Consider the following 25,572-nt stretch of genomic DNA (forward strand, 5'->3'; position numbering starts at 1 on the left):
TCACTTCGGTGGGTCGAGTTCCTGGAAGACGGTGATGTGGAGCCCGGGTGCTTCGAGCCGCGCGTTGAGCGATCGCCACGGGGTCTTCACGGGAGCGGCGACGAGCTCCGCTCCGTTGTCGGCCAGGGTGCGCGTCACTCCCTCGGCGTCGGCCACCTCGAACGCGACCCGGAGCCGGGGCGCGACCTGTCGGCCCACCTCGACCGAATCGATGAAGTGCTTCTGCTCGGTGTTGGCGATCTCGAGCGTCGCCCGCCCGGCATCCAGGATCATCACCTCGGCGCCGCCCTCGCCGCTGTACGCCTCCTCTTCGGGAAGGCCGAGTGCGTCCCGGTAGAACGCCACGGCGGCGTCGTAGTCGTCCACGTGCACGACGAGTCGGAGTTGGGTCACCCGCGGCGTCCCGGCCGGATTAGAGGAGATCATGACGCAGGAGTTTACAGCGTCCACATTGCGCGATGTCGGTACCCGGGTCTATTTTGTGCGTCATGAGCTTCATCGAGGCGCACGAACTCGTCAAGACGTATTCGCCCAGGGGAGGGCCGACCGTCTACGCGCTGAACGGACTGAACCTCGACGTGCCGCAGGGCACCGTCCAGGCGTTGCTCGGTCCGAATGGCGCGGGCAAGACCACCGCGGTGAAGGTGTTCACCACGCTGATCCGACCGGACTCCGGTTCGGCCACCATCGACGGCATCGACGTCGGCACGCACGGCGACAGGATCCGGCCGATGATCGGGGTCTCGGGCCAGTACGCCGCCGTCGACGAGAATCTCACCGGCTTCGAGAACCTCGACATGGTGGGGCGCCTGTATCACCTGGGCGCCCGGGCGTCGCGGGCGAGAGCCACGGAGCTGATCGAGCTGTTCGAGCTGACCGAGGCGCAGAACCGCCCGGTGAAGGGATTCTCCGGAGGCATGCGGCGGCGCATCGACCTCGCGGGGGCGATCGTCATGCGGCCGAGGGTCCTGTTCCTGGACGAGCCGACCACCGGTCTCGACCCCCGCAGCCGCCTCGGCATGTGGGACATCATCACCCGGCTCGTCGGGGAGGGCACCACGGTGTTCCTCACCACGCAGTACCTGGAGGAGGCGGATCGCCTCGCCGACGACATCGCGGTCATCGACGGCGGCAAGGTCATCGCCCAGGGCACCGCGGACGAGTTGAAGGCATCCGTCGGGGGTCAGCGCATCGAACTGAGCCTCGTGTCCGAGGCGGACAGCGCGGTGGCGCTCGAGGTGCTCCGCCGACACGGGTCGGACGAGCCCGTGCTCTCGGCCGAGGGCCGCACGCTCGCCGTGCGGGTGGCCGAGGGGCCGGCCGCACTGCAGCGGGTGCTCGCCGAGCTGCACTCGGCCGACGTGGCACTGCACGACGCCGGTATGCGCCGTCCCACGCTCGACGACGTGTTCCTCACCCTCACCGGGCATGCGGCGTCGGCCGATTCCGAAGGCGAGGCGGCCGCATGACCGTGCCGGCCACCGCGCATCGACCGTCCCTCGACGGGCCGGCGTCGGCCGCCCCGTCGTCGTTGTCCACCTGGTTCTCCGACGGGTGGGTGGCGACGAAGCGCAACATGATCAAGATCAAGCGCGTGCCCGACATCCTCGTGTTCACCACGCTGCAGCCGATCATGTTCGTGCTGCTGTTCAGCTACGTCTACGCCGGGGTCATCGACATCCCCGGCAGCGACTACAAGGAATTCATCATGGCGGGCATCTTCGCCCAGACCGTGGTGTTCGGATCCACCTACTCCGGGTCGGCCATGGCGCAGGACCTGAAGGACGGCATCATCGACCGCTTCCGCACGCTGCCGATGAGTCCGTCGGCGGTGCTGATCGGTCGCACCAACGGAGACCTCTTCATCAACACGGTCTCGATGGTCGTGATGATCGGCACCGGGTTGGTGGTGGGCTGGCGGGTGCGGTCGAGCCTGCTCGAGGCCCTCGCCGGGGTGGCGCTCCTGCTGTTCTTCGCCTACGCCCTGTCGTGGGTACTGGCATTCCTCGGCATGTGCGTGCGGAGCCCCGAGGTGATCAACAACGTGTCGTTCCTCGTGCTCTTCCCGCTCACCTTCATCTCCAACGCCTTCGTGCCGGCGGAATCACTGCCCACTCCGCTCCGGATCTTCGCCGAGTACAACCCCGTATCGGCGTTGGTGCAGTCCGCACGGGAGCTCTTCGGGAACGTGCCCCCCGAGGCGCGAGGTGTCTCGGATGCCTGGACGATTCAGAACCCGATCCTCACCGTGCTCATCGGCATCGTCGTGATGCTGGTGATCTTCGTGCCGCTGTCCATCCGCAAGTTCTCGCGGATCAGCACGCGGTAGTCGGCGATGCCCGGGTGGTTCGACACCGGATGGTTCGACACCGGATGGTTCGACACCGGATGGTTCTGGGCCGCGGACTACGAGATCGCTCGCCAGGTGCTGCAACGCGGCGTGGCCGCCCTGTATCTCCTCGCGTTCGTCTCGGCGATCACCCAGTTCCCGGTGCTGCTCGGGGAACGCGGACTGCTGCCCGCCGCACGGTTGCTCGAGCGCACGCGCTTCCGCACCCTTCCCACGCTGTTCCACTGGCGGTACTCCGACCGACTCCTCCGTGGCGTCGCGGCCGGTGGTGCGCTCGCGGCCGGAGCGCTCGTGCTCGGTCTGCCCCAGCAGGGCCCGCCCTGGCTGCCGATGGTGCTGTTCCTCGGAATGTGGGCCCTCTATCTCTCCATCGTGAACGTCGGCCAGACGTTCTACGGTTTCGGCTGGGAGAGCCTGCTGCTCGAGGCGGGGTTCGTCGTCGCGTTCCTCGGCTCCAACGAGGTCGCCCCGCCCGTGCTGGTGCTGTTCTTCCTGCGCTGGCTGGTGTTCCGGCTCGAGTTCGGAGCGGGCATGATCAAGATTCGTGGTGGCAGCGAGTGGCGCGACCTCACGGCGCTGTACTACCACCACGAGACCCAGCCTCTGCCGAATCCGGTGAGCTGGTTCGCCCACAACCTGCCCCGCTGGTTCCACCGGTTCGAGGTGGTGGGCAACCACTTCGCCCAGCTGGTCGTGCCGTTCCTGCTCTTCGCGCCGCAGCCTCTCGCGTCGGCAGCAGCCCTCACCGTGATCGCCACGCAGCTCTGGCTGGTGATCACCGGCAACTTCGCGTGGTTGAACTGGATCACCATCGTGCTGGCCTTCTGCGCGATCGATGATCGGACACTCGGCGCCCTGCTGCCCGTCGGCATCGATCCGGTGCGCGCGGAGGCGGGGGAGACGCCGCTGGTGTTCGCCGTCGTGGTCATCGCCATAACGGTGCTGCTCACCGTGCTGAGCTACCGGCCGCTCCGCAACCTCGTCGCCCGCCGGCAGCTGATGAACGCGAGCTTCAACCCGTTCCATCTGGTGAACGCCTACGGGGCCTTCGGCACGGTCACCAGGGAGCGCTTCGAGATCGTCATCGAGGGAACCCGCGACCCCGACCCGGACACCTCCGCGGAATGGCTCGAGTACGACTTCCGGGGCAAGCCCGGGGATCCCGCGCGCATGCCGCCGCAGGTCGCCCCGTACCACCTCCGCCTCGACTGGCTCATGTGGTTCCTCGCACTCGGTGCGAGGGACACCCGGTGGTTCCGCGTGCTGCTGATGCGACTCCTCGAGGGGGATGCGCCGACGCTGCGTCTGCTGAGGAGCAACCCGTTCCCGGACGCTCCGCCGCGCTGGATCCGCGCACGCGTGTACCGCTATCGCTTCACGACACCGGCGGAACGTCGGCGAACGGGGGACTGGTGGGTGCGCACGCCGCAGGGGGTGCTGGTGCCGCCGGTGTCGCTGCCCCTGACCGGGTCGTGAGCGGTCAGTCGCCCCGGTCGGTCATCCCGTCGTCGGCCCGCGTGGGTTCGACTTGCGCAGGACCCGCATCCTCGTCGTCGGTGGTGTACCCCCGCTCGGCCGCGATGCACTGACCCACGTGCGTGCCCCAGATCCGATACAGGCGCGTGTAGCTGAACACGCCGTCCACCACCATGCGACGGTCGATGCTCGGCATGTACGTCATCCGAGCTCGGGCCGAACGGGCCACCACCTGCTCGGTCAGGGCGTTCAGCACGGTGGTGTGCTGACGCACCACCGACCGCACGAAGCGCGGCGCCTGCACCCGGTCGGCGACGTGCGGCACGTCGGCGACGAGGATCGTCGCATCCGACGCCGATCGGTCCACGAGCTGCGCCACCGTGCGCTCGAGGTCGCGACTCCATCTTCGCGGGCTGGTGAGGGACAGCGCTCCGCTCACACCGGGGAAGAAGACGATCGCGTCGAATCGGTGCAGATCGGGCAACCCGGTGAGGTACCGCGTAGTCATCCCGGAGCGCACGATCGGCACGGCCATGCTGGTCCACTCCGCGCCCCGGCCGGAGAGCCGCGACAGCGCCTCCGCGCTCGAGCAGGCGACGCCAAGCCGGAAGGAGCTGACCCCCACCGCGGCTCCGCTGATCCCCCCGATCACGAGGATGCGGTCGGGGTCGGGTCCCGGACACGCACCGCGCGGTTCATCGGTGGGGGTGGCCGACGTCAACCGCGTCGGCAGGCCCTCCCGGTACTTCGCGTAGATCATCGGGCTGAGCACCGCGCGCAGCATCGCGGTGGTCACGAGTCGCGCGGGCAATTCCCCGCTCTGCCAGATGCGGCGCAGCGACGACATGCCTACAGCCCGTGCACGCCGAGCCACTCGCGGAGCGTCGCCGCGAACAACGCGGGTTCTTCCACGCTGGGCAGGTGCGCGGAATTCGGGAAGCGAGCGACGTCGGCACCGGGAATGGTGGCGGCGAGGTATTCGAATCGCACCAGTGCGCTCGTCAGGTCGTGAGCTCCGACGGTGACGAGGGTGGGTACACCGATGTCGACGACCCGGTCGTAGGCGGGCGGCTCGAGCGGAACAAGCGTCGGTCGCTCGGTGGCGTGCCGGATGTTCGCCCGGTTCAGCTCGTACGCGGTGCGGACGAAGTCGGGGTCGAGGTCGGCTTCGGTCCTGCTGGGTCCGATCGACCACAGTCGCACCTCGAGCTCGGCGAGCCGCTCCCAATCGGCGGCCTGATACGCGGCGTCGATAGCATCGATCGCCGCGTCCTCCTCCTCCGTGAGCTCGATCTCGTGGAATCCGCTGGGCCCCGACCCGATGGTGACGAGCCCGCGCACCCGTTCCGGCGTCTCGACGGTGAGGTCGATGGCGATCTGCCCGCCCCGCGAACTCCCGATCACCGTCACCTCGGCGATCCCCAGATGATCGAGCAGCGCCCGCGCGTCGCCCCGGTTCGTGAAGTCGACGTCGTCGGTGGTCGTTCCGCCGAAGCCCCGGGTGTCGAACCGGATCACGAGGTGGTCGCCCGCGAGCGACGGCACCACCGGGTCCCACATCCGGAGCGTGGCCACGCCGGCATGGATCAGCAGCAATGCCGGTGCGGATGCGTGCCCGTCCACCTCGTAGTAGAGCGACCCGCCGGGAACGTCGAGATGGGGCATGGCGCCAGCGTAGGACATAACGGGCGCTGCGCAGGAGCGGTCCGCCGATCCAGTTGCTCTTGCGCGTCTCGTCGATTCGGGCGTACGATGCCTAAACCGGTTTAGTTCGCGAGAACCGGAGCAGCGCCGGATCCCATCCGTGCGCCGGCGCTCACCGCCGCCCGTTCGAATCCGCCCTCGATGGAGAGGCATGATGACCGCGCGCAAGCCCACGATCGCCGACGTCGCGCGGAGCGCGGGCGTCAGCAAGGGTCTTGTGTCGTTCGCGCTCAACGACCGCCCTGGCGTGTCGCCGGAGACCCGCAGCCGGATCCTCTCCGTGGCCGAGGACCTGGGCTGGCAGCCCAGCCTCCGCGCACGAGCGTTGTCCACTCGCACCGCCTACGCGCTCGGGTTGGTCATCGCCCGGGAGCCGGACGTCATCGGGGTCGACCCCTTCTTCTCGGCCGTGATCGCCGGGATCGAACGGGTGCTCGCCCCGGAGGGCAGGGTGCTGGTGCTCAGCGTGGTCGCCGACCCCTCCGAGGAGATCGCGACCTACCGGAACTTCGCTCGTGACAGTCGCGTGGACGGGGTGTTCCTCACCGACCTCCGCTACGACGACCCGCGTATTCCGCTGCTCGGCGAACTCGGCATCCCGGCGGTGACCTTCGGTCGACCCGGGTGCCCCAGCCCGTTCCCGGCCGTCGTGCTCGATGACACCGAAGGGATCGAGTCCGTCGTGCGGCACCTGATCGATCTCGGTCACCGCCGTATCGCGCACGTCGGCGGGTCGGCCCAGCTGCTGCACGGTGCGCGACGCCGCGACGCGTTCCTCGCCGCCACGCGCGCGGCGGGCATTCCGGACGCCCAGGTGCTGGAGACCGACTTCTCTGCCGCCGCGGGCGCGGCGGCAGCGCGGGTGCTGCTCTCGCAGCCCGAACCCCCCACCGCCATCCTGTTCGCCAACGACCCGATGGCCATCGCCGGTCTGAGCGTCGCGCACGAGCGGGGAGTACGCGTGCCGGAGGACCTGTCCATCTCCGGGTTCGACGGATCCGACATGTCGAGATACGTGTACCCGACCCTCACCACCGTGTCGAGCGATGCGGTCGCCTGGGGCAGTGCGGCCGCGCAGACGCTGCTCGAATCCATCGCCTCCGGCGCCTCGAGCGACGTGGAACTTCCCGCCGCCCGCATCGTGGTGCGCGACTCCACCTCCGCGGCTCGGAGCGACGTGGCGCCGCGACCCCCGCATCCGACCGGGGATGGCCCCCTGTCGCCGACACCCGACCCTCGAACCCCCACCACCCGTGCTGCGGGTGGGCACCGATAGGAGAAACACAATGTCAACGAAGACACCCCGAACGAGGCGAACACTCGCTACGGCGTCCGCCGCGGCACTCGCCCTCGTGGCCGTGACCGCCTGCTCCAGCGGAGGCGACGGAGGAGGAGGCGGGAACGGCGGAGGCGGCGGCGAGGAAGGCCGCGGCGACATCACCGTCTGGTACTCGAACAACGAACAGGAGGTCGCCTGGGCGGAGCAGATGATCGAGGCCTGGAACGCCGACAACCCCGACCAGCAGGTGGAGGGCCAGGAGATCCCGGCCGGCGCCAGCAGCGAGGAGGTCATCGGAGCGGCGATCACGGCGGGCAACGCCCCCTGCCTCATCTACAACACCGCGCCGGTGGCCGTACCCCAGTTCCAGAAGCAGGGCGGCCTCGTCTCGCTCTCCGAGTTCGAGGACGGCGACGAGTACATCGAAGAGCGCAGCGGCGAGACGGCGGCCCAGTACGCCTCCGAGGACGGCGCCTACTACCAGATGCCCTGGAAGTCGAACCCGGTGATGCTGTTCTACAACAAGGACATGTTCGAAGCCGCCGGTCTCGACGCCGAGAACCCCTCGCTCGCCACGTACGACGACTTTCTCGCCGCTTCGAAGGAGATCGTCGACAAGGGCATCGCACCCAATGCGATCAATCCGGCGCCGACCAGCGAGTTCTTCCAGAGCTGGTTCGACTTCTACCCGATGTACGCGGCGGAGACCGGTGGAACCCAGCTCGTCGAGGACGGCGCGTCGACCTTCACGAGCGAGGACGGGTACGCCGTCGCCGAACTCTGGAAGACGATGTACGACGAGGGCTACTCCAGCCGTGAGCAGTACCAGGGCGACTCCTTCGCCGACGGCCAGTCGGCCATGGCCACGGTCGGTCCCTGGGCGATCGGCGTCTACGACGACGTCAACTGGGGCGCGGTTCCCGTGCCCACGTCCGACGGCATCGCCCCCAGCGAGACCTACACCTTCAGCGACGCGAAGAACATCGGTCTGTACACGGCGTGCGAGAACCAGGCCACCGCGTGGGACCTGCTCAAGTTCTCCACCAGCGAGGAGCAGGACGGGCAGCTGCTCGAGCTGACCGGTCAGATGCCCCTCCGGGCGAACCTGACCGAGACGTACCCGGAGTTCTTCGAGGAGAACCCCGCGTACGAGCTGTTCGGCGACCAGGCGTCCCGCACGGTGGAGGTTCCCAACGTGCCGAACGCCGTGACGGTATGGCAGACCTTCCGCGACGCCTACTCCGAAGCGGTGATCTTCGGTGAGGGAGACATCCAGTCGTCGTTCGAGGATGCCGCCACGGAGATCGACGAACTCGTGAGCGAGTAGCGACGCGACCATGACGACGGCAACGTCACCGCGCCGCACCGGGGGGCCCGACCGGCCCTCCGGTGCGGCGGGCGGGTCCCCGCAGAAGCACCCGCTGCTCAACCGCATCTTCGGCAAGCACCCCCTCGGGCTGATCTTCAGCGCGCCCTACCTGGTGTTCATCGCGATCGTATTCGCCTATCCACTCGGCCTCGCCGTGTGGATCGCCTTCCACGACTTCTACTTCACCGCCCCCGGCGTGCCCGTCGACCGCCCGTTCGTGGGCTTCGACAACTTCCGCACCGCACTGACGGATCCCGATGTCTGGCAGGCCTTCGGCAACGTGGGAATCTTCCTGCTCATCAACGTGCCGCTGACCGTGGTCCTCTCGCTCGTTCTTGCCAACGGGCTGAACCAGATCACGCGCTTCCGCACCTTCCTGCGGGTGGCCTACTACGTGCCCTACGTCACGGCGAGCGTGGCGGTGGTCGGGGTGTGGCTGTTCCTCTTCAACGGCAACGGCCTCGTGAACGAGATCCTCGGACCGTTGGCCCCCTCGCCGTCGTGGCTGATCAACAGCACCTGGGCGATGCCCACCATCGCCCTCTTCGTGACCTGGAAGCAGCTCGGCCTGTACATCCTGCTGTACCTCGCCGCACTGCAGAACGTGCAGCAGGAGCTGTACGAGTCGGCATCCACCGATGGCGCGGGCAAGGTGCGGCAGTTCTTCTCGGTGACCGTGCCGGGCGTGCGGCCGGCCACCCTGCTGGTACTCCTGCTCTCCACCGTCACCGGTGCCAACCTGTTCACCGAGCCGTATCTCCTCACGGGTGGCGGCGGACCCAACGGCTCGTCCGCGTCGCCGGTGCTGATCATGTACCAGCGCGGGCTCGAGCAGGGCAATCCCGACGTCGCTGCGGCGATCGGCGTCATCCTGATCGTGCTCGTGCTCATCCTCGCCTACCTGCAGAACCGATTCGCCGGGGAGAGGAACTGATGCGCAACACGATGTCGAAAGGACAGCGCACGCTGCGCGGGGTCGTCCTGGCCCTCGGCGCGTTCGTGTTCCTGTTCCCCTTCTACTACATGATCGTCGGATCCCTCCAGGAGTCCCCCGACCCGACCGTGGGTGGTGCGTTCCCGAACCCGGGCAACCTGACCGGCGAGAACTACGCCGACATCAACGCCCGGATCAATCTGTTCCAGGGGCTGCTCAACTCGGGCATCTTCACCGGTGCCGTGATCCTCGGCACGGTGGTGTTCGGCATCCTGGTCGGGTACGCGCTCGCGCAACTGCAGTGGCGCGGACGCGGGGTGACCTTCTCGATCGCCCTGCTGGTGCAGATCGTGCCGTTCCAGCTGCTGCTCATCCCGCTGTACGTGCTCATCGCCCGCGACTACGGACTGGCCGACAGCTACCTCGGCATGATCCTGCCGTTCGCGATCAACTCGACGGCGGTGATCATCTTCCGGCAGTACTTCCTGCAGATCCCCAAGGAGCTGTTCGACGCCGCGCGCATCGACGGGGCGACCGAACTGAAGCTGCTGACCTCCGTGGCGCTTCCGCTCGTGCGGCCGGCGCTCGTGACGGTCATGCTGCTCACCTTCATCGGCCCCTGGAACGAGTTCCTCTGGCCGTTCCTGATCACCAAGGAGGCCGACCTGCAGCCTCTCGCGGTATCCCTCGCGAACTACATCAGCAACGTGGCGGCCACCGCCGCCAACCCCTTCGGCGCGGTGCTCGCCGGAGCCTGCGTGCTCGCGGCACCCGCCGTGCTGCTCTTCATCGCCTTCCAGCGCTACTTCATCTCGACCGACATCGGTTCGGGAGTGAAAGGTTAGTCATGACCCAGTCCACACCGACCGTTCCGTATTCCCTCACCCGCGTCGGGGTGATCATGACGCCGGAGGAGGGCAACGACCACGAGGCGGAGGGGGTGCTCAACCCGGCCACCGGTCGTGACCCCGACGGCGTGCTCTACCTGTTGCCCCGACTGGTCGCCACCGGCAACGTGAGCCGGGTGGGTCTCGCCCGCGTAGTGATCGAGGACGGCGTGCCGGTGTCGGTGCAGCGCGAAGGCATCGTGCTCGCGCCCGACCGGGGCTGGGAGCGCGGTCTCACGAATGCCGGGGTCGAGGATCCGCGGGTCACCTTCGTAGCGGCGCTCGGTCTGCACGTGATGACCTACGTCGCCTACGGTCCGCTGGGGCCGAAGACCGCCATCGCCACCTCGACCGATCTACGGCAGTGGACCCGCCTCGGCCCCGTGCACTTCGCCTACGACGATGCGCTCGACACCGACCTCAACCTGTTCCCGAACAAGGACACCCTGTTCTTCTCGGAGCCGGTCCCCGGCCCGGGCGGGGAACCGTGCTTCGCGGCGCTGCACCGCCCCATGTGGGACCTCGGCTGGATCCGCGACGGCGAAGGCACGCACCTGCCTGCCGGGGTCACGGACGACCGACCGGGCATCTGGATCAGCTACGTGCCGGTGGCGGAGGTCGAGGCGGATCCGACCGCCCTGGTGCGCTGGCGGGGGCACAAGCTGATCGCCATGAGCGAGTTCCCGTTCGAGGAACTGAAGATCGGCGGCGGCCCGCCGCCACTGCGGGTGCCAGAGGGATGGCTGCTCATCCACCACGGTGTCACCGGCGCTCTCGACGCAGCCACCGACCAGCAGCAGAGGGTCAACTACGCGGCGGGGGCGATGCTGCTGTCGGCAGAGGACCCGTCGGTCGTCGTGGCTCGCACGGCCGAACCGTTGATGGCACCCGAGACCGAGGACGAGCGGAGCGGCATCGTGCCCAACGTGGTGTTCCCCACCGCGATCGAGGAGATCGACGGTCAGCACTTCGTGTTCTACGGCATGGCCGATTCCAAGATCGGCGTCGCACGCCTCGACCGCACCCCCTGACCCTCCATCCCCCATCGCACACCACGAATCACCACCACTAAGGAGCGTTCAATGACGAACACCGCATCACGGCGGGGGGTGGCCGCGGTCGCGGCCGTCGCCCTCGTCTTCACCGGGCTGACGGGAGGCGTCGCCGTCGCTGCACCCGCCGCGCCGGCGGAGGTTCCGCCCCTCACCAACCTGGCGCACCTCGACTTCCTCCTCGACCAGGCCACGCCGGAGGGGATCGAGGGGCACACGACCTACGACTTCGCCGCCAACCCCGAACTCACCATGCCGTGGACCTACGCCGATGCGCGCGACGGCGGGACCTTCGAACGGGTCGGCGGCGGACCGTTCGATCCCGTCACGGGCGACTGGGGACAGGGCGCCTACAACACCGACGACATCTCCCGCGCGGCGGTGGTCTACCTCCGCCACTGGGTGTCCACCGGCACCGAGTCGTCACGGGACACCGCCTACGAGCTGTTGCGCGCCCTGGCCTATTTTCAGACGACGACCGGCCCCGACGCCGGCAACGTCGTGCTGTGGATGCAGCCCGATGGCGAGTTCAACCGCAGCCCGGAGCCGGTGGAACTGCCCGACCCGTCCGACTCCGGCAACAGCTACTGGCTGGCGCGCACCCTGTGGGCGCTCGGCGAGGGGTACGCGGCCTTCGAGGCGGAGGATCCTGAGTTCGCCGACTTCCTGGAGGACCGACTCCAGCTCGGCGTCGCCGCGCTCGAACGCGAGTCGCTCGCCCGTTACGGCGAGTACGAGCGGTCCGACGGCGCTTTGGTGCCGGCGTGGCTGATCGTCGACGGAGCGGACGCCTCCGCGGAGGCGGTGCTCGGCCTCGCCGCCTACGTCTCCGCGACGGCTCCGGCCCCGTCTGCGCCCATGACCCCGGAGCACGACCGGGCGCGAACGGCGCTCAGTCAACTCAGCGAGGGCATCGCGGCGCTGTCCGCAGGCGACAGCCGGTCGTGGCCCTACGGCGCCGTGCTGCCCTGGGCGCAGTCCCGGTCGATGTGGCACGCCTGGGCGTCGCAGATGCCCGCCGCGCTCGCCGTCGCTGCAGCGACCCTGGAGGACGACGACCTGCTCGAGCCGGCGATCGCCGACTCGGCGACCTTCGTCCCCACGCTCCTCGCGGCGGGCGGACCCGACAACGGATGGTTCCCGACCCCGGCCGACCGCGTGCAGATCGCGTACGGGATCGACTCCCGCCTGCAGAGCCTGCTCGCCGTCGGCGCGGTGACGGAACGATCCGGCTTCGCCGAACTCGCGGGCATGCTCGCCAGCTGGTACTTCGGTACCAATCGATCCGGTGAGGCCATGTACGACCCCGCAACGGGCGTGACCTACGACGGCGTGCAGCCCGACGGATCGATCAACCGCAACAGCGGCGCGGAGAGCACCATCCACGGCCTGTTGTCGATGATCGCGCTCGACGCGAACCCGGCCGTGCGTTCGGTCGCCACCTCCCTCACCGACGTGTCGGATCGCGACGGTCTTCGGGTGATCGAGGCCGAGGCGGTCGGCACGACCACCGGAACGGTGGTCACCCCGGACTCCCTGTGGACGGGTGAGTCGCTGTACAGCGGTGACGTGCTCCGGCTCGACCGGACGCAGGAGGCGACCTTCGACGTCGGCGCGTCGGATGCCGCCCGAACGGTGGAGCCGGTGTCGTGGCTGCGCGAGGAGCGCGCCGGATCCGTGTCCATCTGGCGATCGGGATCCGCGACGCTCGGCGTGCTCCGCCACACGGTGGGGGAGCAGGGCATCAGCGCCGTCAGCGGCGCGCTGCTGCCGCAGTCGCTCCGCGCCTTCCTGCCCGCCGGTCGCAGCGAGGTGACCGTGAGCGTGCGGCGCGGGAGCGTCGACATCGATGCGCTCCTGGTGCGACCTCTCGTCGCGTCGCTCACGCTGAGCGACGGAACGGCCGACGGCGTCCACGCGGCGATGTGCACGTCCGCGGCGCGCACGCCCACCCCGTCGAACATCGGCTGGGACGGTCGCGCCAGCACGGTGCGGGTGTACGACTCGATGGGTCGACTCGTGTCCGAAACGGCAGCGTCCGGTGTGGTGTCGGTGCGGCTCCCGGCGGGAGGATTCGCCACGGCGTTCACCTCCTGATCCCCCGCCCGCATCATCCGAAGCCCGCCGAGGGCCGCCCCTCGGCGGGCTTCGTCACGCCACCCCTGGCGCATCCGTCCCGCGGCCCGGGTCTCGGCGCCCCGATACAGTGGGAACCTCTCACCCGCCGCCTCGCGAATCCTCTGGAGTAGCCGCATGTCCGGAGTTCTCATCGGCTTCGCGATCATCGGCTTCGTCATCGCGGTCGGCTACATCGTGGGAAAGACGGGCATCGCCGGACCCTCGGCGCTGTACGTGCTGAACCGCGTGGCCTTCTTCGTGGCAACGCCCGCGCTGCTCTTCACGGTGCTCTCCCGCGCCGAGCTCCGGGTCGTGTTCAGCAGTTTCCTCCTCACCACCGCCCTGTCGGTGCTGATCGCGCTCGTCGTGTACGTGCTGCTCTCGCGGCTGCTGTTCCGCCGTCCGGTGGCGGAGACCACGGTGGGGGCCGCCGCGGCATCCTACGTCAACGCCAACAACATCGGCCTGCCGGTGGCGATCTACGTGCTGGGCGACCCGCAGTACGTGGCGCCCGTGCTGCTCCTCCAACTGCTCGTGATCGCCCCCATCACGCTGACCGTGCTCGACACGGCCACCCGTGGGCGGGCGTCCGTCGTGTCGCTGCTCACCCAGCCGCTGCGGAACCCGATGATCATCGCCTCGATGCTCGGCGTGATCGTGGCCGCCACCGGCGTGCAGCTTCCCGATGCGGTGATGGAGCCCTTCCAGCTGATCGGCGCCGCGGCGATCCCCATGGTGCTGATGTCGTTCGGCATCTCCCTGGTGGGGCAGAAGCCGCTGGCCGCCGGATCGGGACGACGGGATGTGGTGGCGGCCACGGTGATCAAGTCGGTCATCATGCCGGCCGCCGCGTTCCTACTCGCCCGCTTCGTGTTCTCGCTCGACGCCGAGCAGGTGTTCGCGGCCACCGTCATCGCGGCGCTGCCCACCGCGCAGAACATCTACAACTTCGCCGCCCGCTACGAGCGGGGCGTGACGCTGGCACGCGACACGGTGCTGCTCACGACGGTCGCCTCGGTTCCGGTGCTGCTCGTGGTTGCGGCGCTCCTCGCCCCGGTCTGATCCGCGCGCAGCCGCCGGAGGGCGCGCTCAGCCGCCGATCGTGCCGAGCACGCCGAGGTAGTCGCCCACGCCGTAGCCGGGCACGGCGCCGAACGCCAGGCCCGCGCCGATCACCCAGGCGACGAAGGACACCGGAATCGCGAGGAGCGATGCCCGCCAGGGGCGCGGCCGCCGACGGGCGAGGAGCACTGCCGTGACGAGGAAGCCGATCACCGCGACGAGCGGGGGAAGCAGCAGGGCGATGAAGAACGCGACCGCGAACTGGGTGGGCTTGCAGTCGATCTGGCCCGGTCCGCACCCGTCGGTCACCGTCAGCAGCACGAGCGCCATCGCGGCGAGGATGCCCACGATCACGGCGCTCAGCAGCATCGCCCCGACGGCCTTGAGGATGTCACTCCGGTCCAGCGGCGCTCGCGGCGTGCGCGCCGGCCGTGCTGCACCGTCGTCCATCAACTTGCGAATGTTGCTCACGCCCGGCCCCTAGAAGATCATCGGACGGTCGTCGTCCAGTGCACTGTCGAGCTCGAGGTCCACGAGCACGGGAACGTGATCGCTCGGTCCCTCGCCCTTCCGCTCGTTGCGGTGGATGGATGCGGCGGTCACCAGGTCGGCGAACGCCGGGGAACCGAGGATGAAGTCGATGCGCATGCCCTCGTTGCGGGGGAAGCGCAGCTGCTTGTAATCCCAGTAGGTGTACCCGGGCACATCGAGGTCGCGCACGACGTCGCGCAAGCCGAGCGTGAAGAACGCATTGAAGGCGTCGCGCTCGGGCGGGGACACGTGGGTGCTGTTCACGAATAGCGCCATGTCCCACACGTCCTCGTCGCGCGGCGCCACGTTCCAGTCGCCCATGAGGGCGATCGCAAGGTCGGGCTGATCGGCCAGCCGTCGGCGGGTGACGTCGGCGAGACGGGCCAGCCATTCCAGCTTGTAGCTGTAGTGCGGATCACCGACCTCGCGCCCGTTGGGCACGTAGAGGCTCCACACCTCGACGCCGTTGATCGTGGCGCCGAGCGCCCGCGCCTCGACGGGCAGCCCCGCATCGTCGACCACGACGGCGCTGGCGGGAACCGCGGCGGTCGCCTTCACTGTGCCGAAACCGGGCACGCCGGGGAAGCCGACCGAGACGTTCTCGATGGGCAACCGGCTCGCGATCGCCACGCCGTTCCACTGGTTGAGCCCGTGCAGCTCCACCTCGTAACCGGCGTCCTCGAACTGCTGCAACGGGAACTGCTCGGGCTTGCACTTGATCTCCTGCATCGCCAGAACGTCGACGTCCTCGCGGACCATCCAGTCGACGACTCGCCCCACTCGGCTGCGGATGGAGTTCACGTTCCAGGTGGCGACACGCATGGTCCCATGGTAGTTCGGGTCGACGGTCGCCCCTGCCGCGTGCCGCTGCGCTACGGGCGGCTGTCGTGCACGTCCCTGGCCTTCAGCGTGCTGGGGTTGCCGCCGCCGATCGTCCGCATGCCGAGCACGACCTTGCCGCGGGCGTGATACTTCTCGAGGTCGGTGAAGGCATCCTGCACGCGCTCCAGGGGATAGAAGCCGGAGATGAGCAGGTCGACCTTCCGTTCGGCGGCCAGAGTGGCCAGCGTGCCGAGGATGCCCGTCTGCCGGGCCGCGTCGTCCGCGGAGTCGAACCCCCGCACCGCGCGAAGCTCGAAGTCCTTGCGCGAGTCGCTGGATCGGAAGCGGGCCGGCTGCACCTCGAGCTCCTCCGCCACCGCCTCGTTCCCGCCGTAGTTGTCGAGGAACGCCGTGACGCCCCGCGGCGCGACCGCCCGGATGCGATCGGCGATGCCGTCGCCGTACACGACGGGCTTCACGCCGAGCTGTCGCAGGTAGTCGAAGTTGCGCTCGCCGCAGGTGCCGATGACGAGCGCCCCGCGTGCCTTCGCGAGCTGGAGTTCGATACTGCCGACGCCGCCGGCAGCGGCCGAGATGACGACGGTGTCGCCCTCGCCGACACGGGCGGCCTGCACGGCGTCGTACGCGGTGAGGCCGGCGAGGAAGAGGCTGCCCGCCACCTCCCAGGAGAGGCCCTGCGGCTTGGCGACGAGGTTTCGCGCGGGCACGACGACGTAGTTCGCGTGCGACGCGAGCACCGCGTGGCCCAGCACCTCGGAGCGGACCGCGAAGGCGGTGACCCCCTCACCCACCTCGACGACGAGACCGGCGAAGTCGCTGCCCTGGCCCTGAGGGAAGGAGGTGGGCACCTCCGCCTCGAACCGGCCCTCGCGGATGTAGCCCTCGATGTGATTGATGCCGGCCGCGAGAACCTCCACCACCACCTCACCGGGAGCGGGTCGAGGTCTCTCCACCTCGACCAGGTCGAGTACCTCGATTCCACCGAATGCTGAGAAGAAAACGGACTTCGCTGTACGTCGACCCCGGGATGCCATGCCGCATCCTCGCACCCGAGCCGACGAATTGGCTGTGCGTTCCGCGCCGCCGGTCACTCCGCCAGGATGCGGTCGAAGAAGGCGGACTTGCGCTCCTCGTAGCCCGGGTCGAGGTCGGTATCGGCGCCCGTGCCCCGCGCCCGCGACGCATCGGGTCCCGCCAGCTTGACCGCGTTGTACTCGGCGAGAAGGTCCGGTCGCGCCGCCAGGATCGCCCAGGTGCGGGTGAAGCGCACGTCGTGCTCCGATCCGATCGGCGTGACGGCGATCCCGGTGGGCAGGGCCTCGGCGACCTCGAAGGTCGCGAGCGTCGGCTGCCAGATCTCCGGGTGCACCACCGGATGCAGACCGCGCAGCCGCTCGACCGCATCCGCGAACGAGTTCGGATCGACGCGCAGGTGCAGGTCGACATCACCGCGGGTGAGCGCTCCGGGCACGCTGGTTCCCCCGACGAGGACCAGCTCGCCCGGCACGCCCGCGTCCCGCAGGCCAGCGTGTTCGCGGCACAGGATGGCGAGCGCGGCGTCCCGGAATCGCTCGGACGGGCGGAGGAGCGGCACGGCGGGGGCGGTCTCAGCCGCCGAGATCCGCGATCAGGATGGCCGTGTAGATGAGGCCGAGGTGGCTGAGTCCCTGCGGCAGGTTGCCGTGGAACTCGAGCGTCTCGGCATCGATCATCTCGGAATACAGGCCCACATCATTGGCGAGGCCGACGAGCGCGTCCATCGTCGCCGTGGCCTCCTCCATGCGACCGACGCACGCGAGGGCGGAGGCCACCCAGAAGCCGCAGGCCACGAACGTCGACTCCTCGGTCTGCATGCCGCTGTAGCGGTGAACGAGCGGACCGGAGCCGAGTTCGGCGACGATGGCGTCGATGGTCTTCGACATCCGTTCGCCGCGGTCGAAACCGCTCGGTGCGTGCAGCAGCACCGACGTGTCGAGCTCCGTCGATCCCGGGTACATCGTGTAGGCCTGCTTCTCCTCCGACCAGCAGTGCTCGTGCACCCAGTCGGCGATGGCGTCCCGTTCGACCTCCCAGCGGCGGGGGTCGCCCGGGATCTGGCCCTGCTTGGCGAGGTGCACGGCGCAGTCGAGGGCCTGCCAGCAACCCAGCTTCGAGGACGTGTAGTGGCGCTCGCGCTCGAGCTCCCAGATTCCCGCGTCGGCCTTCTGCCAGTCGTCGCAGGCGGCGTCCGCCACCGAGGCCAGCTGTCGGCCGGTCTCGATGTCGAGGATGTTGCCCTGGTCGGCGTACAAGCGCATCACGTCGAAGAGATCGCCGTAGGGTCCCAGCTGGAGCTGGCTCTGCGCCTCGTTGCCGACCCGCACGGGACCGATGCCCCGCCACCCCGGTGCCTCGGGCTCGGTCGATCCCTGCGGCAGGGAACCGTCGAGCTCGTAGAAGATCTGCAGCGCCGGACCGTGCGTGCGGATGGTGCGGAGCAGCCAGGAGACCGCCGCCTGACTCTCCTCGCGCAGTCCGAAGCGGATGAGGGCCTGCAGCGTGTACGCCGCGTCACGCACCCACGCGAACCGGTAGTCCCAGTTCTTGCTTCCGTCGGCGGCCTCGGGCAGCGACGTGGTCGCGGCGGCGGCGATGGCTCCGGTGGGGCTGTGGATGAGGAGCTTCAGGGCGAGCGCGCTCCGCTGCACGGCATCCGCCCACGGCCCGTCGAAGGAGAACTCGCGGGACCATGCCCGCCAGTTCTCTATGGTGCGATCGATTCCCCGATCCACGTTGTACGGGTCGGGCGGGTGAATGGGCTCGCGGTAGGTGCCCGAGATGGCGATGAGGTGCCGCGATCCCTCCGTGGTGCGGAACGCGCCGCCGAGCGAGTGCGAGCCGGCGGGGGACGGACCGTGCTCGAAGCCGGTCACGGCGAGGGTGACGCCGTCGATGCGGATCACCGGGCCGTGCCGGGTGTCGTTTACCCAGGGCATCGCCGAACGGAACACCCGCCCGGGTTCCACCTGCCACTCCATGTCGACCGACCCGGACAGGCCGTCGACCCGGCGCGCCAACTCGGCCCAGGGCAGGCGCCCCGCCACACCGGTGACGAGGGCGTCGGTGATGCGCACCACCCCGCTCTCGGTGGTGAAGGTGGTCTGCAGCACGTTCGTGCCCGCGACGTACGAGCGGGTGCTGGTGAACTCCGCCGTGGGGGCGAGCCGGATACGTCCGCCGTGCTCGGCATCGAGCAGCGCGGCGAACACGGGCGGGGAGTCGAGGATCGGGATGGGGAACCAGTCGATGTCGCCGTCGAGGGCGACGAGCGCCACCGTGCGCCCGTCGCCGAGTCCGGCGTACCCGCGCAGGTCGGAGTACCCGTCCTCGCACCGGGTGGGCGACCCTCCCCGTTCCGCGGGGGGCAGGGGCCGCGGTTCAGCGCCCATGGGAAGTACGCGGCCGGGTCACGAGACGAGCGTCGAGAAAAGCGAGGTCCTTCGGCCGCACGACTAGCGTGGCCAGCCGGTCACCGACCCAGCCGCTGATGGCGCGGAAGGCACCGTAGTCGAGGGAGGTGGCCGGATGCGGCGCACCGTCGACCACGAGGGTGTCATCGGTCACGTGGCGCTCGGCGATCTCGCCGCGGTGGAACTCCGACTTGCCGCTGGCGAGGTCTTCGAGGGGATCGGCGGAGTAGTAGTCGAGCGCGTCGGCGAGATAGTGCCGCACCGCGGAGTCGGGCACCAGCTCGTGGTATTCGCGGTCGCCGTCGTCCAGCACGCCCAGGACGTCGGTGAAGACGAAGCCCTTTAGCTCCGCCACGCCCATCGGCCCGATGGGCGTGTCCTCGAACCAGAAGTTGCCGGACGCGTCCGCGAGCCAGAAGTGCAGGCGGGCCACCTTGTTGCTGAAGCCGAAGAAGCTGAAGCTCCGCTCCTGCACGCGCAGCTGGTCGACGAGGGTGAATATCGGGGAGCCGAGCTCGCCCAACCGGTCCACATCGGAGGCGCGGGACGGAAGCGTGCCGTCACTGTCGGGGTCCATGTTTCGACGCTAGCAACACCGCATCCGGCGTGCGGAGTCCGTTCGCTGCGGGCGCGCCCGGTGCCCTTTCCGCGTCGCCGACCGACGCCCGTCCCCATCGCGAACGGCGCCCGCCACGCGCCCATCCCGCGCGTCGTTCCCCGCCGAACCGGTGCCGGGTGCGGTGCAATAGGGTGAGGGCGTGACGGATGCGCGCCAGAAACTGATCGACTTCATCTCGGCCGAGGCCGTGTTCCACGGCGACTTCACGCTGACCAGCGGCAAGAAGGCGAGCTACTACGTGGACCTGCGCCGGGTGAGTCTCGATTCCCGGGTGGCCCCGCTCATCGGCGAGGTCATGCTCGACCTCATCGCCGACATCCCGGACGTCTCCGCCGTCGGCGGCCTCACCATGGGCGCCGACCCCGTCGCCGCCGCCGTGCTGCACCAGGGAGCGGCGCGCGGGCTGCGCTACGACGCCTTCGTGGTGCGCAAGGAACCGAAGGACCACGGCCGAGGACGACAGGTCGAGGGCCCGGACGTCGCCGGCAAGCGTGTGATCGTGCTCGAGGACACCTCCACCACCGGCGGGTCGCCGCTCAAGGCCATCGAGGCGCTGACCAAGGCCGGAGCCGAAATCGCGGCCGTCGCCGTGGTCGTCGACCGGGATACCGATGCCCGACGCGTCATCGAGGACGCCGGCTACCGGTACCTCTACGCGATCGGTCTCGATGATCTCGGGCTGAAGTAGTGTCGCGCCACGGAGAGGGTGGCGAAGCTGAACCGTCCGGCGACCACGGGTCCGCCGATTCCGGTCGCGAGTCCGTCCCGCATCCGGACCCCGGCGCACGGGCGACCTTCGCGGCAGCCGACGAGGTCCGCCGCAAGCGCCAGATCGTGCTGCTGCTCGTCGGCATCGGCCTCGCCGCCGTGCTGGCGCTCGCCGCGCTCTTCTTCCTCGGCACGCGACTGAGCCTCACCGGCGCGGATTCCGCGACTCCGGCGGCTCCCGGCACCTCGACCGCGTCCCCCACCCCCACCTCCACCCGGACGCCGACGCCGACGCCGACTCCTACTCTCACGGCTCGGCCGTCGCCCGGGGCTCCCGTGACGCCGGGCATCCACGCGTGGGACGAGCTCGGTGGCGGCGAGTGCATCGACCCGTACCCCGGGCCGTGGGCGGGGGAGTACACGGTCGTGGACTGCGGACTGCCGCATCCGGCTCAACTCGTGACCCGGGCACCATTCCCCACGGACGCCGACCGCTATCCCGGCGCGGAAACGATCGCCGCGCAGCTCTGCCTGCTCTGCAGTACTCCCACCGTCATCGGCCCGGCGGCTGCCGCGTATCCCGATCTCCGTATCGAGGGTGCCTATCCGGCGACCGCGGAGCAGTGGGACGTCGGGCAGCGCGATTACTTCTGCTTCGTCACCCGGGCGAACGGGGAGCCGCTCACCGGGACCCTCGCCGCCGCGCCGTAGGGTCCTGCGCCATCCCGCACTCGATCAGAGCTCGGACTCCACCGGCCCCTCCTCGAGAAGCTCATGGACGCCGTTCAGCACCTCGTTCGGGCGGAAGGGATAGCGGAGGATCTCGGCCTGATCGCTGATGCCGGTGAGCACGAGCACGGTGTGCAGTCCGGCTTCGATCCCGGCGACGATGTCGGTGTCCATCCGGTCGCCGATCATGCCCGTGCTCTCCGAGTGGGCGCCGATGCGGTTGAGCGCCGAGCGGAACATCATCGGGTTCGGCTTGCCGACGATGTAGGGCTCCGCGCCGGTCGCCTTGCTGATGAGGGCGACGACGGCGCCCGTGGCCGGCATGGGGCCCTCCGCACTCGGGCCTGTGGCGTCCGGATTCGTGGCGATGAAACGGGCGCCCTTGTTGATCAGGCGGATGGCGCGCGTGATCGCCTCGAACGAGTAGTTGCGGGTTTCGCCGACCACCACGTAGTCGGGCGACGTGTCGGTCATGATGAAGCCCGCCTCGTGCAGGGCGGTGGTGAGTCCCGCCTCGCCGATCACGAACGCACTGCCGCCGGGCATCTGCTGCTCCAGGAAGGCTGCGGTGGCGAGGGCCGACGTCCAGATCGCCTCCTCGGGCACCGTCAGGCCGGACGCGCGGAGGCGGGCGCTCAGGTCCCGGGGCGTGAAGATCGAGTTGTTGGTGAGCACCAGGAAGGGTTTGCCCTGGTCGCGCCACTGCTGCAGCAGCTCCGCGGCACCGGGGAGCGCACGGTTCTCGTGCACCAGCACGCCGTCCATGTCGGTCAACCAGCATTCGATGTCGTTCCGGTTGCTCATGGGCTCCTCTTTCGCGTCGTGCCTAGGCTACCGAAGCGGCCGGTCGGCGACCGGCTCGGCACGGGCCTTGTGTCGAGCCCCCGGACACTTCTCCTCCCGGCCCCGGCTCTCGGTGATTCGTGCACGGAACGCCGGGGTCGATGGGCCTTCCCCGGTCGCGAGTCGGGGGCGGGTGACACCATGGGGGCATGTCTTCCCCCGACGCCCCCGCCGTGACCGACCTGCACGCCGAGGCTCAGCGACACCTCGCCCGTCTCGTCTCGCGCGACGACGCCGGCTTCCACGACGGCCAGTTCGAGGCGATCCGGGCCCTGGTGGAGGATCGGTCGCGCGCCCTCGTCGTGCAGCGCACCGGGTGGGGCAAGTCCGCGGTGTACTTCGTCGCGACTCTGCTGCTGCGGGAGCGCGGCCTCGGACCCACCCTCCTGGTGTCGCCGCTGCTCGCGCTCATGCGCGATCAGGTCGCCGCCGCCCGGCGGGCGGGTGTGCGTGCGGTCGCCATGAACTCGAGCAACACTCACGAGTGGGACGAGCTCCTCGCCGCGCTCGACGCTGACGAGGTGGACCTCCTGCTGGTGTCGCCCGAGCGGCTGAATAACCCACGGTTCCGGGACGAGCAGCTTCCGGCGCTCCGCGCGCGCCTCGGACTGCTCGTGGTCGATGAGGCGCACTGCATCTCCGACTGGGGTCACGACTTCCGGCCCGACTATCGGCGACTGCGCGATCTCATCTCGTCCGTGCCCGACACCGTCCCGGTGCTGGCGACCACGGCGACCGCCAACTCGAGGGTGGTGGCCGACGTGGAGGAACAGCTGAGCGTGGGATCGGCCGGTGGCTCGGCCGCCGACGATGCGCCTCGCGTCCCCGTCGTCACCATCCGCGGTCCGCTCGCCCGCCGCTCGCTGCGGCTCGGAGTGCTCCGGCTCGACAACAACCGGGATCGACTCAGCTGGTTGCTCAGTCACCTGGAGGACCTGCCGGGCAGCGGCATCATCTACGCCCTCACCGTGGCGGGGGCGGAGGACACCGCGCGCCTCCTGCGCGAGGCGGGTCACGCCGTGAAGTCCTACACGGGCCGCGACGATCCGGCCGATCGCGAGCAGGCGGAGGGCGAGCTGCTGCGCAACGAGGTGAAGGCGCTCGTCGCCACGAGCGCGCTCGGCATGGGCTTCGACAAGCCGGACCTCGGCTTCGTGGTGCACCTCGGTGCGCCGTCGTCGCCGGTCTCCTACTACCAGCAGGTCGGTCGCGCGGGGCGCGGCACCGACAACGCCGACGTGCTGCTCTTGCCGGGCGTCGAGGATCCCGACATCTGGCAGTACTTCGCCACCGCATCCATGCCGAACGAGCACTCCGCCCACGCCGTGATCGAGGCGTTGGCGGAAAGTACCAAGCCGCTGTCGGTGCCCGCCCTCGAGTCGCGGGTGAGCCTGCGGCGCACGCAACTCGATCTGCTGCTCAAGGTGCTCGACGTGGAGGGCGCGGTGCGACGCGAGTCGTCGGGCTGGACATCGACGGGCGTGCCCTGGACCTACGACCGCGAGCGGTACGAACAGGTGGCCGCCGAACGTGTGCGCGAACAGCAGTCGATGCTCGACTACGAGACCACGGCCGGGTGCCGCATGGAGTTCCTGCAGCGGGCGCTCGACGACGACACGGCCACGCCGTGCGGGCGGTGCGACCGGTGCGCGGGTGCCTGGTACCCCACCGACCTACAGCCCGGCGCCGCGTCCACGGCCGCGTCCGCGCTCGACCGCGTCGGCCTGCCGATCGAGCCGCGCCTCCGCTGGCCCACGGGCACGGCAAGCGTGGGCGTGCCCCTGTCCGGTGCCATCGCGGCCGACGAGGTGAGCGACCCGGGTCGCGCGCTCGCCCGGCTCACCGACCTCGGCTGGGGCGGCCGCCTGCGCGAGGTGTTCGCCGCTGGAGCCGAGGACGCCGAGGTGCCCGACGCGCTGATCGGCGCCTGCGTGCGGGTGCTGGCCGAGTGGGACTGGGCCGAGCGTCCCGCGGCGGTGGTGCACATGCCGTCGCTCGGTCGCCCCCGCCTGGTCGCGTCGCTCGCCCGGCGAATCGCCGAGGTCGGACGGTTGCCGTTCCTCGGTTCGCTCGCGCTCACGTCCGACGATCCGCGCGGCACGGATCGCGGCAACAGCGTGTTCCGGCTCGGTCGGGTGTATCCGCGCTTCGTCGTGCCGGACGACCTGGCCCGCGAGCTGGCGGCGCATCCGCGACCCGTGCTGCTCGTCGACGACCTGGTCGACAGCCGGTGGACGCTCACGGTCGCCGCGCGTGCTCTGCGACGCGCCGGCGCCACCCGGGTGCTGCCCTTCGCCCTAGCCCAGCAGGGCTGACCCGCGGTCCCCGCCCCTCACGGTCCCTGAGCGCCCACGGTCCCTGAGCCCCCCTACGGTCCCTGAGCCTGTCGAAGGGACGCGACGCACGCAAACGTCGCTTCGACGAGCTCAGCGACCGTGTCCACTGTCGTACCCCCCCACGGTCCCTGAGCTTGTCGAAGGGTGGTGCCCCCACGGTCCCTGAGCCTGTCGAAGGGACACGAGGCACGGGATCGTCGCTTCGACGAGCTCAGCGACCGTGTCCACTGTCGTGCCCCTTACGGTCCCTGAGCCTGTCGAAGGGACGCGACGCGCGGGATCGTCGCTTCGACGAGCTCAGCGACCGTATCGACCGTCGTTCCGCTCAGCGACCGTATCTAGCTCAGCGCCGTATCAACCTCAGCGACCTCCTCAGTCCGGTCGCCGGGCGACGAAGCGGGTGTCGGACCCGAGGCGTGCGCGCATGACGTCGACGGCGGTCTCGTTCTCGTCCACGAGCACGAAGCGGCGCCCGAGCGCGACGGCGACGGCACCGGTCGTGCCGCTGCCGGCGAAGAAGTCCAGCACCCAGTCGCCCGGGGCGCTCGACGCGGAGACGATGCGCCGCAGGATCCCCTCGGGCTTCTGGGTGGCATAACCGGTCTTCTCCCGGCCGGTGGGGGACACGATCGTGTGCCACCACACGTCGGTCGGCAGCTTGCCGAGCGCCGCCTTCTCCGGCGTCACCAGGCCGGGCGCCATGTACGGCTCCCGATCCACCTCGGCGGAGTCGAAGTGGTACTTCGCCGGGTCCTTCACGTACACGAGGATGTTGTCGTGCTTCGTCGGCCACCGCCGCTTCGACCGGGCGCCGTAGTCGTAGGCCCAGACGATCTCGTTGAGGAAGCACTCCCGGCCGAACAACCCGTCGAGCAGCACCTTTGCGTAGTGCACCTCGCGGTAGTCGAGGTGCAGGTACAGGGTTCCGGTGTCGCTCAGCAGGCGCCACGCCTCGATCAAGCGCGGCTCGAGGAACTGCCAGTAGTCGGCGAACGTGTCGCTGTAGGAGTAGAGCAACCCCTTCGTGGTGGCATAGCTCCGGCCCCCGAACCCGACGCGATCACCCGCGCGTTCACCGCCGGCGCGCTCGACGGTGGTGCTCTGCCGGGACTGGGTGCGGCCGGTATTGAACGGCGGGTCGAGGTAGATCAGCGGGAAGGCGCCGTCGGGGAGATCCGGGAGAACCGAGAGGTTGTCGGCGTGCACGACGAGATTCGGACCGTCCACCGCCCAGCCGAGATCGCCCACCATCCCGACATTAACGCAGTCCCGAGTCTCGCGCC

24 protein-coding genes are annotated in these 25,572 nt (G+C 69.5%); 13 read left to right on the top strand and 11 right to left on the bottom strand.

Annotated features, from left to right (window positions below; all coding sequences use genetic code 11):
• Complete coding sequence (locus EY822_RS06780; RefSeq protein ID WP_150307574.1) at positions 1-426, bottom strand: VOC family protein; 426 nt, start codon at positions 424-426, stop codon at positions 1-3.
• Between the two features lie 62 nt (positions 427-488).
• On the opposite strand from EY822_RS06780, the gene EY822_RS06785 reads away from it, so the two are divergent.
• The 3 genes from EY822_RS06785 to EY822_RS06795 are packed head-to-tail and all read left to right on the top strand — an operon-like array spanning position 489 to position 3,826.
• Positions 489-1,469 carry an ATP-binding cassette domain-containing protein gene (locus EY822_RS06785; RefSeq protein ID WP_150307575.1) on the top strand — a complete coding sequence of 327 codons (981 nt, stop codon included), beginning with the start codon at positions 489-491 and terminating at the stop codon, positions 1,467-1,469.
• The gene (locus EY822_RS06790; protein ID WP_150307576.1) at positions 1,466-2,329 is read left to right on the top strand and encodes an ABC transporter permease; all 864 of its coding nucleotides are present in this window, start codon (positions 1,466-1,468) and stop codon (positions 2,327-2,329) included. The genes EY822_RS06785 and EY822_RS06790 overlap by 4 nt, the downstream gene beginning before the upstream one ends.
• 6 nt (positions 2,330-2,335) lie before the next feature.
• Positions 2,336-3,826, top strand: coding sequence for a lipase maturation factor family protein (locus EY822_RS06795; RefSeq protein ID WP_150307577.1), 1,491 nt, complete (start codon positions 2,336-2,338; stop codon positions 3,824-3,826).
• Positions 3,827-3,830: 4 nt separating this feature from the next.
• Here the strand turns inward: EY822_RS06795 and EY822_RS06800 are convergent, their stop codons facing one another.
• Positions 3,831-4,700: an SGNH/GDSL hydrolase family protein gene (locus EY822_RS06800; protein WP_150307578.1), complete on the bottom strand. Its 870-nt coding sequence runs from the start codon at positions 4,698-4,700 to the stop codon at positions 3,831-3,833.
• Entirely contained in the window at positions 4,676-5,491 is an 816-nt protein-coding gene (locus tag EY822_RS06805) for an alpha/beta fold hydrolase (RefSeq protein WP_227497089.1), read from the bottom strand. Before EY822_RS06805 ends, EY822_RS06800 begins: the two co-directional genes overlap by 25 nt.
• A 193-nt stretch (positions 5,492-5,684) precedes the next feature.
• On the opposite strand from EY822_RS06805, the gene EY822_RS06810 reads away from it, so the two are divergent.
• The 7 genes from EY822_RS06810 to EY822_RS06840 all read left to right on the top strand — a co-directional run bounded on the left by EY822_RS06810 (position 5,685) and on the right by EY822_RS06840 (position 14,231).
• On the top strand, positions 5,685-6,806 hold the full coding sequence (locus EY822_RS06810) for a LacI family DNA-binding transcriptional regulator (RefSeq protein ID WP_150308805.1): 1,122 nt from the start codon (positions 5,685-5,687) through the stop codon (positions 6,804-6,806).
• Positions 6,807-6,816: 10 nt separating this feature from the next.
• Positions 6,817-8,136 carry an extracellular solute-binding protein gene (locus EY822_RS06815; protein ID WP_150307580.1) on the top strand — a complete coding sequence of 440 codons (1,320 nt, stop codon included), beginning with the start codon at positions 6,817-6,819 and terminating at the stop codon, positions 8,134-8,136.
• 10 nt (positions 8,137-8,146) lie between these two features.
• Positions 8,147-9,112 (top strand): carbohydrate ABC transporter permease, encoded by a 966-nt coding sequence (locus tag EY822_RS06820; protein WP_150307581.1) that lies wholly within the window; start codon positions 8,147-8,149, stop codon positions 9,110-9,112.
• Positions 9,112-9,957 (top strand): carbohydrate ABC transporter permease, encoded by an 846-nt coding sequence (locus EY822_RS06825; RefSeq protein ID WP_227497090.1) that lies wholly within the window; start codon positions 9,112-9,114, stop codon positions 9,955-9,957. Before EY822_RS06820 ends, EY822_RS06825 begins: the two co-directional genes overlap by 1 nt.
• Positions 9,958-9,959: 2 nt before the next feature.
• A complete protein-coding gene (locus EY822_RS06830) occupies positions 9,960-11,030 on the top strand; it encodes a glycoside hydrolase family 130 protein (RefSeq protein WP_150307582.1) in 1,071 nt (356 codons plus the stop codon).
• Between the two features lie 51 nt (positions 11,031-11,081).
• Entirely contained in the window at positions 11,082-13,148 is a 2,067-nt protein-coding gene (locus EY822_RS06835; protein ID WP_150307583.1) for a hypothetical protein, read from the top strand.
• 156 nt (positions 13,149-13,304) lie between these two features.
• Complete coding sequence (locus EY822_RS06840; RefSeq protein WP_150307584.1) at positions 13,305-14,231, top strand: AEC family transporter; 927 nt, start codon at positions 13,305-13,307, stop codon at positions 14,229-14,231.
• A 27-nt stretch (positions 14,232-14,258) separates the two neighbouring features.
• Here EY822_RS06840 and EY822_RS06845 read toward each other — a convergent pair whose 3' ends face one another.
• From EY822_RS06845 to EY822_RS06870, 6 genes are read right to left on the bottom strand one after another with little or no spacing between them, the layout of a single operon-like run.
• Positions 14,259-14,702, bottom strand: coding sequence for a hypothetical protein (locus EY822_RS06845; RefSeq protein ID WP_150307585.1), 444 nt, complete (start codon positions 14,700-14,702; stop codon positions 14,259-14,261).
• Between the two features lie 9 nt (positions 14,703-14,711).
• On the bottom strand, positions 14,712-15,584 hold the full coding sequence (locus EY822_RS06850; RefSeq protein WP_150307586.1) for an exodeoxyribonuclease III: 873 nt from the start codon (positions 15,582-15,584) through the stop codon (positions 14,712-14,714).
• 50 nt (positions 15,585-15,634) lie between these two features.
• Entirely contained in the window at positions 15,635-16,639 is a 1,005-nt protein-coding gene (locus EY822_RS06855) for an NADP-dependent oxidoreductase (protein WP_150307587.1), read from the bottom strand.
• Positions 16,640-16,692: 53 nt separating this feature from the next.
• Positions 16,693-17,199 carry a GrpB family protein gene (locus EY822_RS06860; RefSeq protein WP_150307588.1) on the bottom strand — a complete coding sequence of 169 codons (507 nt, stop codon included), beginning with the start codon at positions 17,197-17,199 and terminating at the stop codon, positions 16,693-16,695.
• A gap of 13 nt (positions 17,200-17,212) precedes the next feature.
• Positions 17,213-19,033: a glycoside hydrolase family 15 protein gene (locus tag EY822_RS06865; RefSeq protein ID WP_150307589.1), complete on the bottom strand. Its 1,821-nt coding sequence runs from the start codon at positions 19,031-19,033 to the stop codon at positions 17,213-17,215.
• Positions 19,023-19,631, bottom strand: a complete 609-nt coding sequence (locus EY822_RS06870) for a hypothetical protein (protein WP_150307590.1) — start codon at positions 19,629-19,631, stop codon at positions 19,023-19,025. Before EY822_RS06870 ends, EY822_RS06865 begins: the two co-directional genes overlap by 11 nt.
• Positions 19,632-19,812: 181 nt before the next feature.
• On the opposite strand from EY822_RS06870, the gene pyrE reads away from it, so the two are divergent.
• The gene (pyrE, locus tag EY822_RS06875) at positions 19,813-20,361 is read left to right on the top strand and encodes an orotate phosphoribosyltransferase (protein ID WP_150307591.1); all 549 of its coding nucleotides are present in this window, start codon (positions 19,813-19,815) and stop codon (positions 20,359-20,361) included.
• Entirely contained in the window at positions 20,361-21,092 is a 732-nt protein-coding gene (locus EY822_RS15545) for a hypothetical protein (RefSeq protein ID WP_150307592.1), read from the top strand. Before pyrE ends, EY822_RS15545 begins: the two co-directional genes overlap by 1 nt.
• Before the next feature lie 24 nt (positions 21,093-21,116).
• Here the strand turns inward: EY822_RS15545 and EY822_RS06885 are convergent, their stop codons facing one another.
• The gene (locus tag EY822_RS06885) at positions 21,117-21,914 is read right to left on the bottom strand and encodes an HAD-IIA family hydrolase (protein ID WP_150307593.1); all 798 of its coding nucleotides are present in this window, start codon (positions 21,912-21,914) and stop codon (positions 21,117-21,119) included.
• 188 nt (positions 21,915-22,102) lie between these two features.
• On the opposite strand from EY822_RS06885, the gene EY822_RS06890 reads away from it, so the two are divergent.
• On the top strand, positions 22,103-24,268 hold the full coding sequence (locus tag EY822_RS06890; RefSeq protein ID WP_150307594.1) for a RecQ family ATP-dependent DNA helicase: 2,166 nt from the start codon (positions 22,103-22,105) through the stop codon (positions 24,266-24,268).
• A 393-nt stretch (positions 24,269-24,661) separates the two neighbouring features.
• Here the strand turns inward: EY822_RS06890 and EY822_RS06895 are convergent, their stop codons facing one another.
• Positions 24,662-25,537: a DNA-methyltransferase gene (locus tag EY822_RS06895; protein ID WP_150308807.1), complete on the bottom strand. Its 876-nt coding sequence runs from the start codon at positions 25,535-25,537 to the stop codon at positions 24,662-24,664.
• Positions 25,538-25,572: the final 35 nt, after the last annotated feature.

This window comes from Planctomonas psychrotolerans, assembly GCF_008642235.1.
Lineage (GTDB): Bacteria > Actinomycetota > Actinomycetes > Actinomycetales > Microbacteriaceae > Planctomonas > Planctomonas psychrotolerans.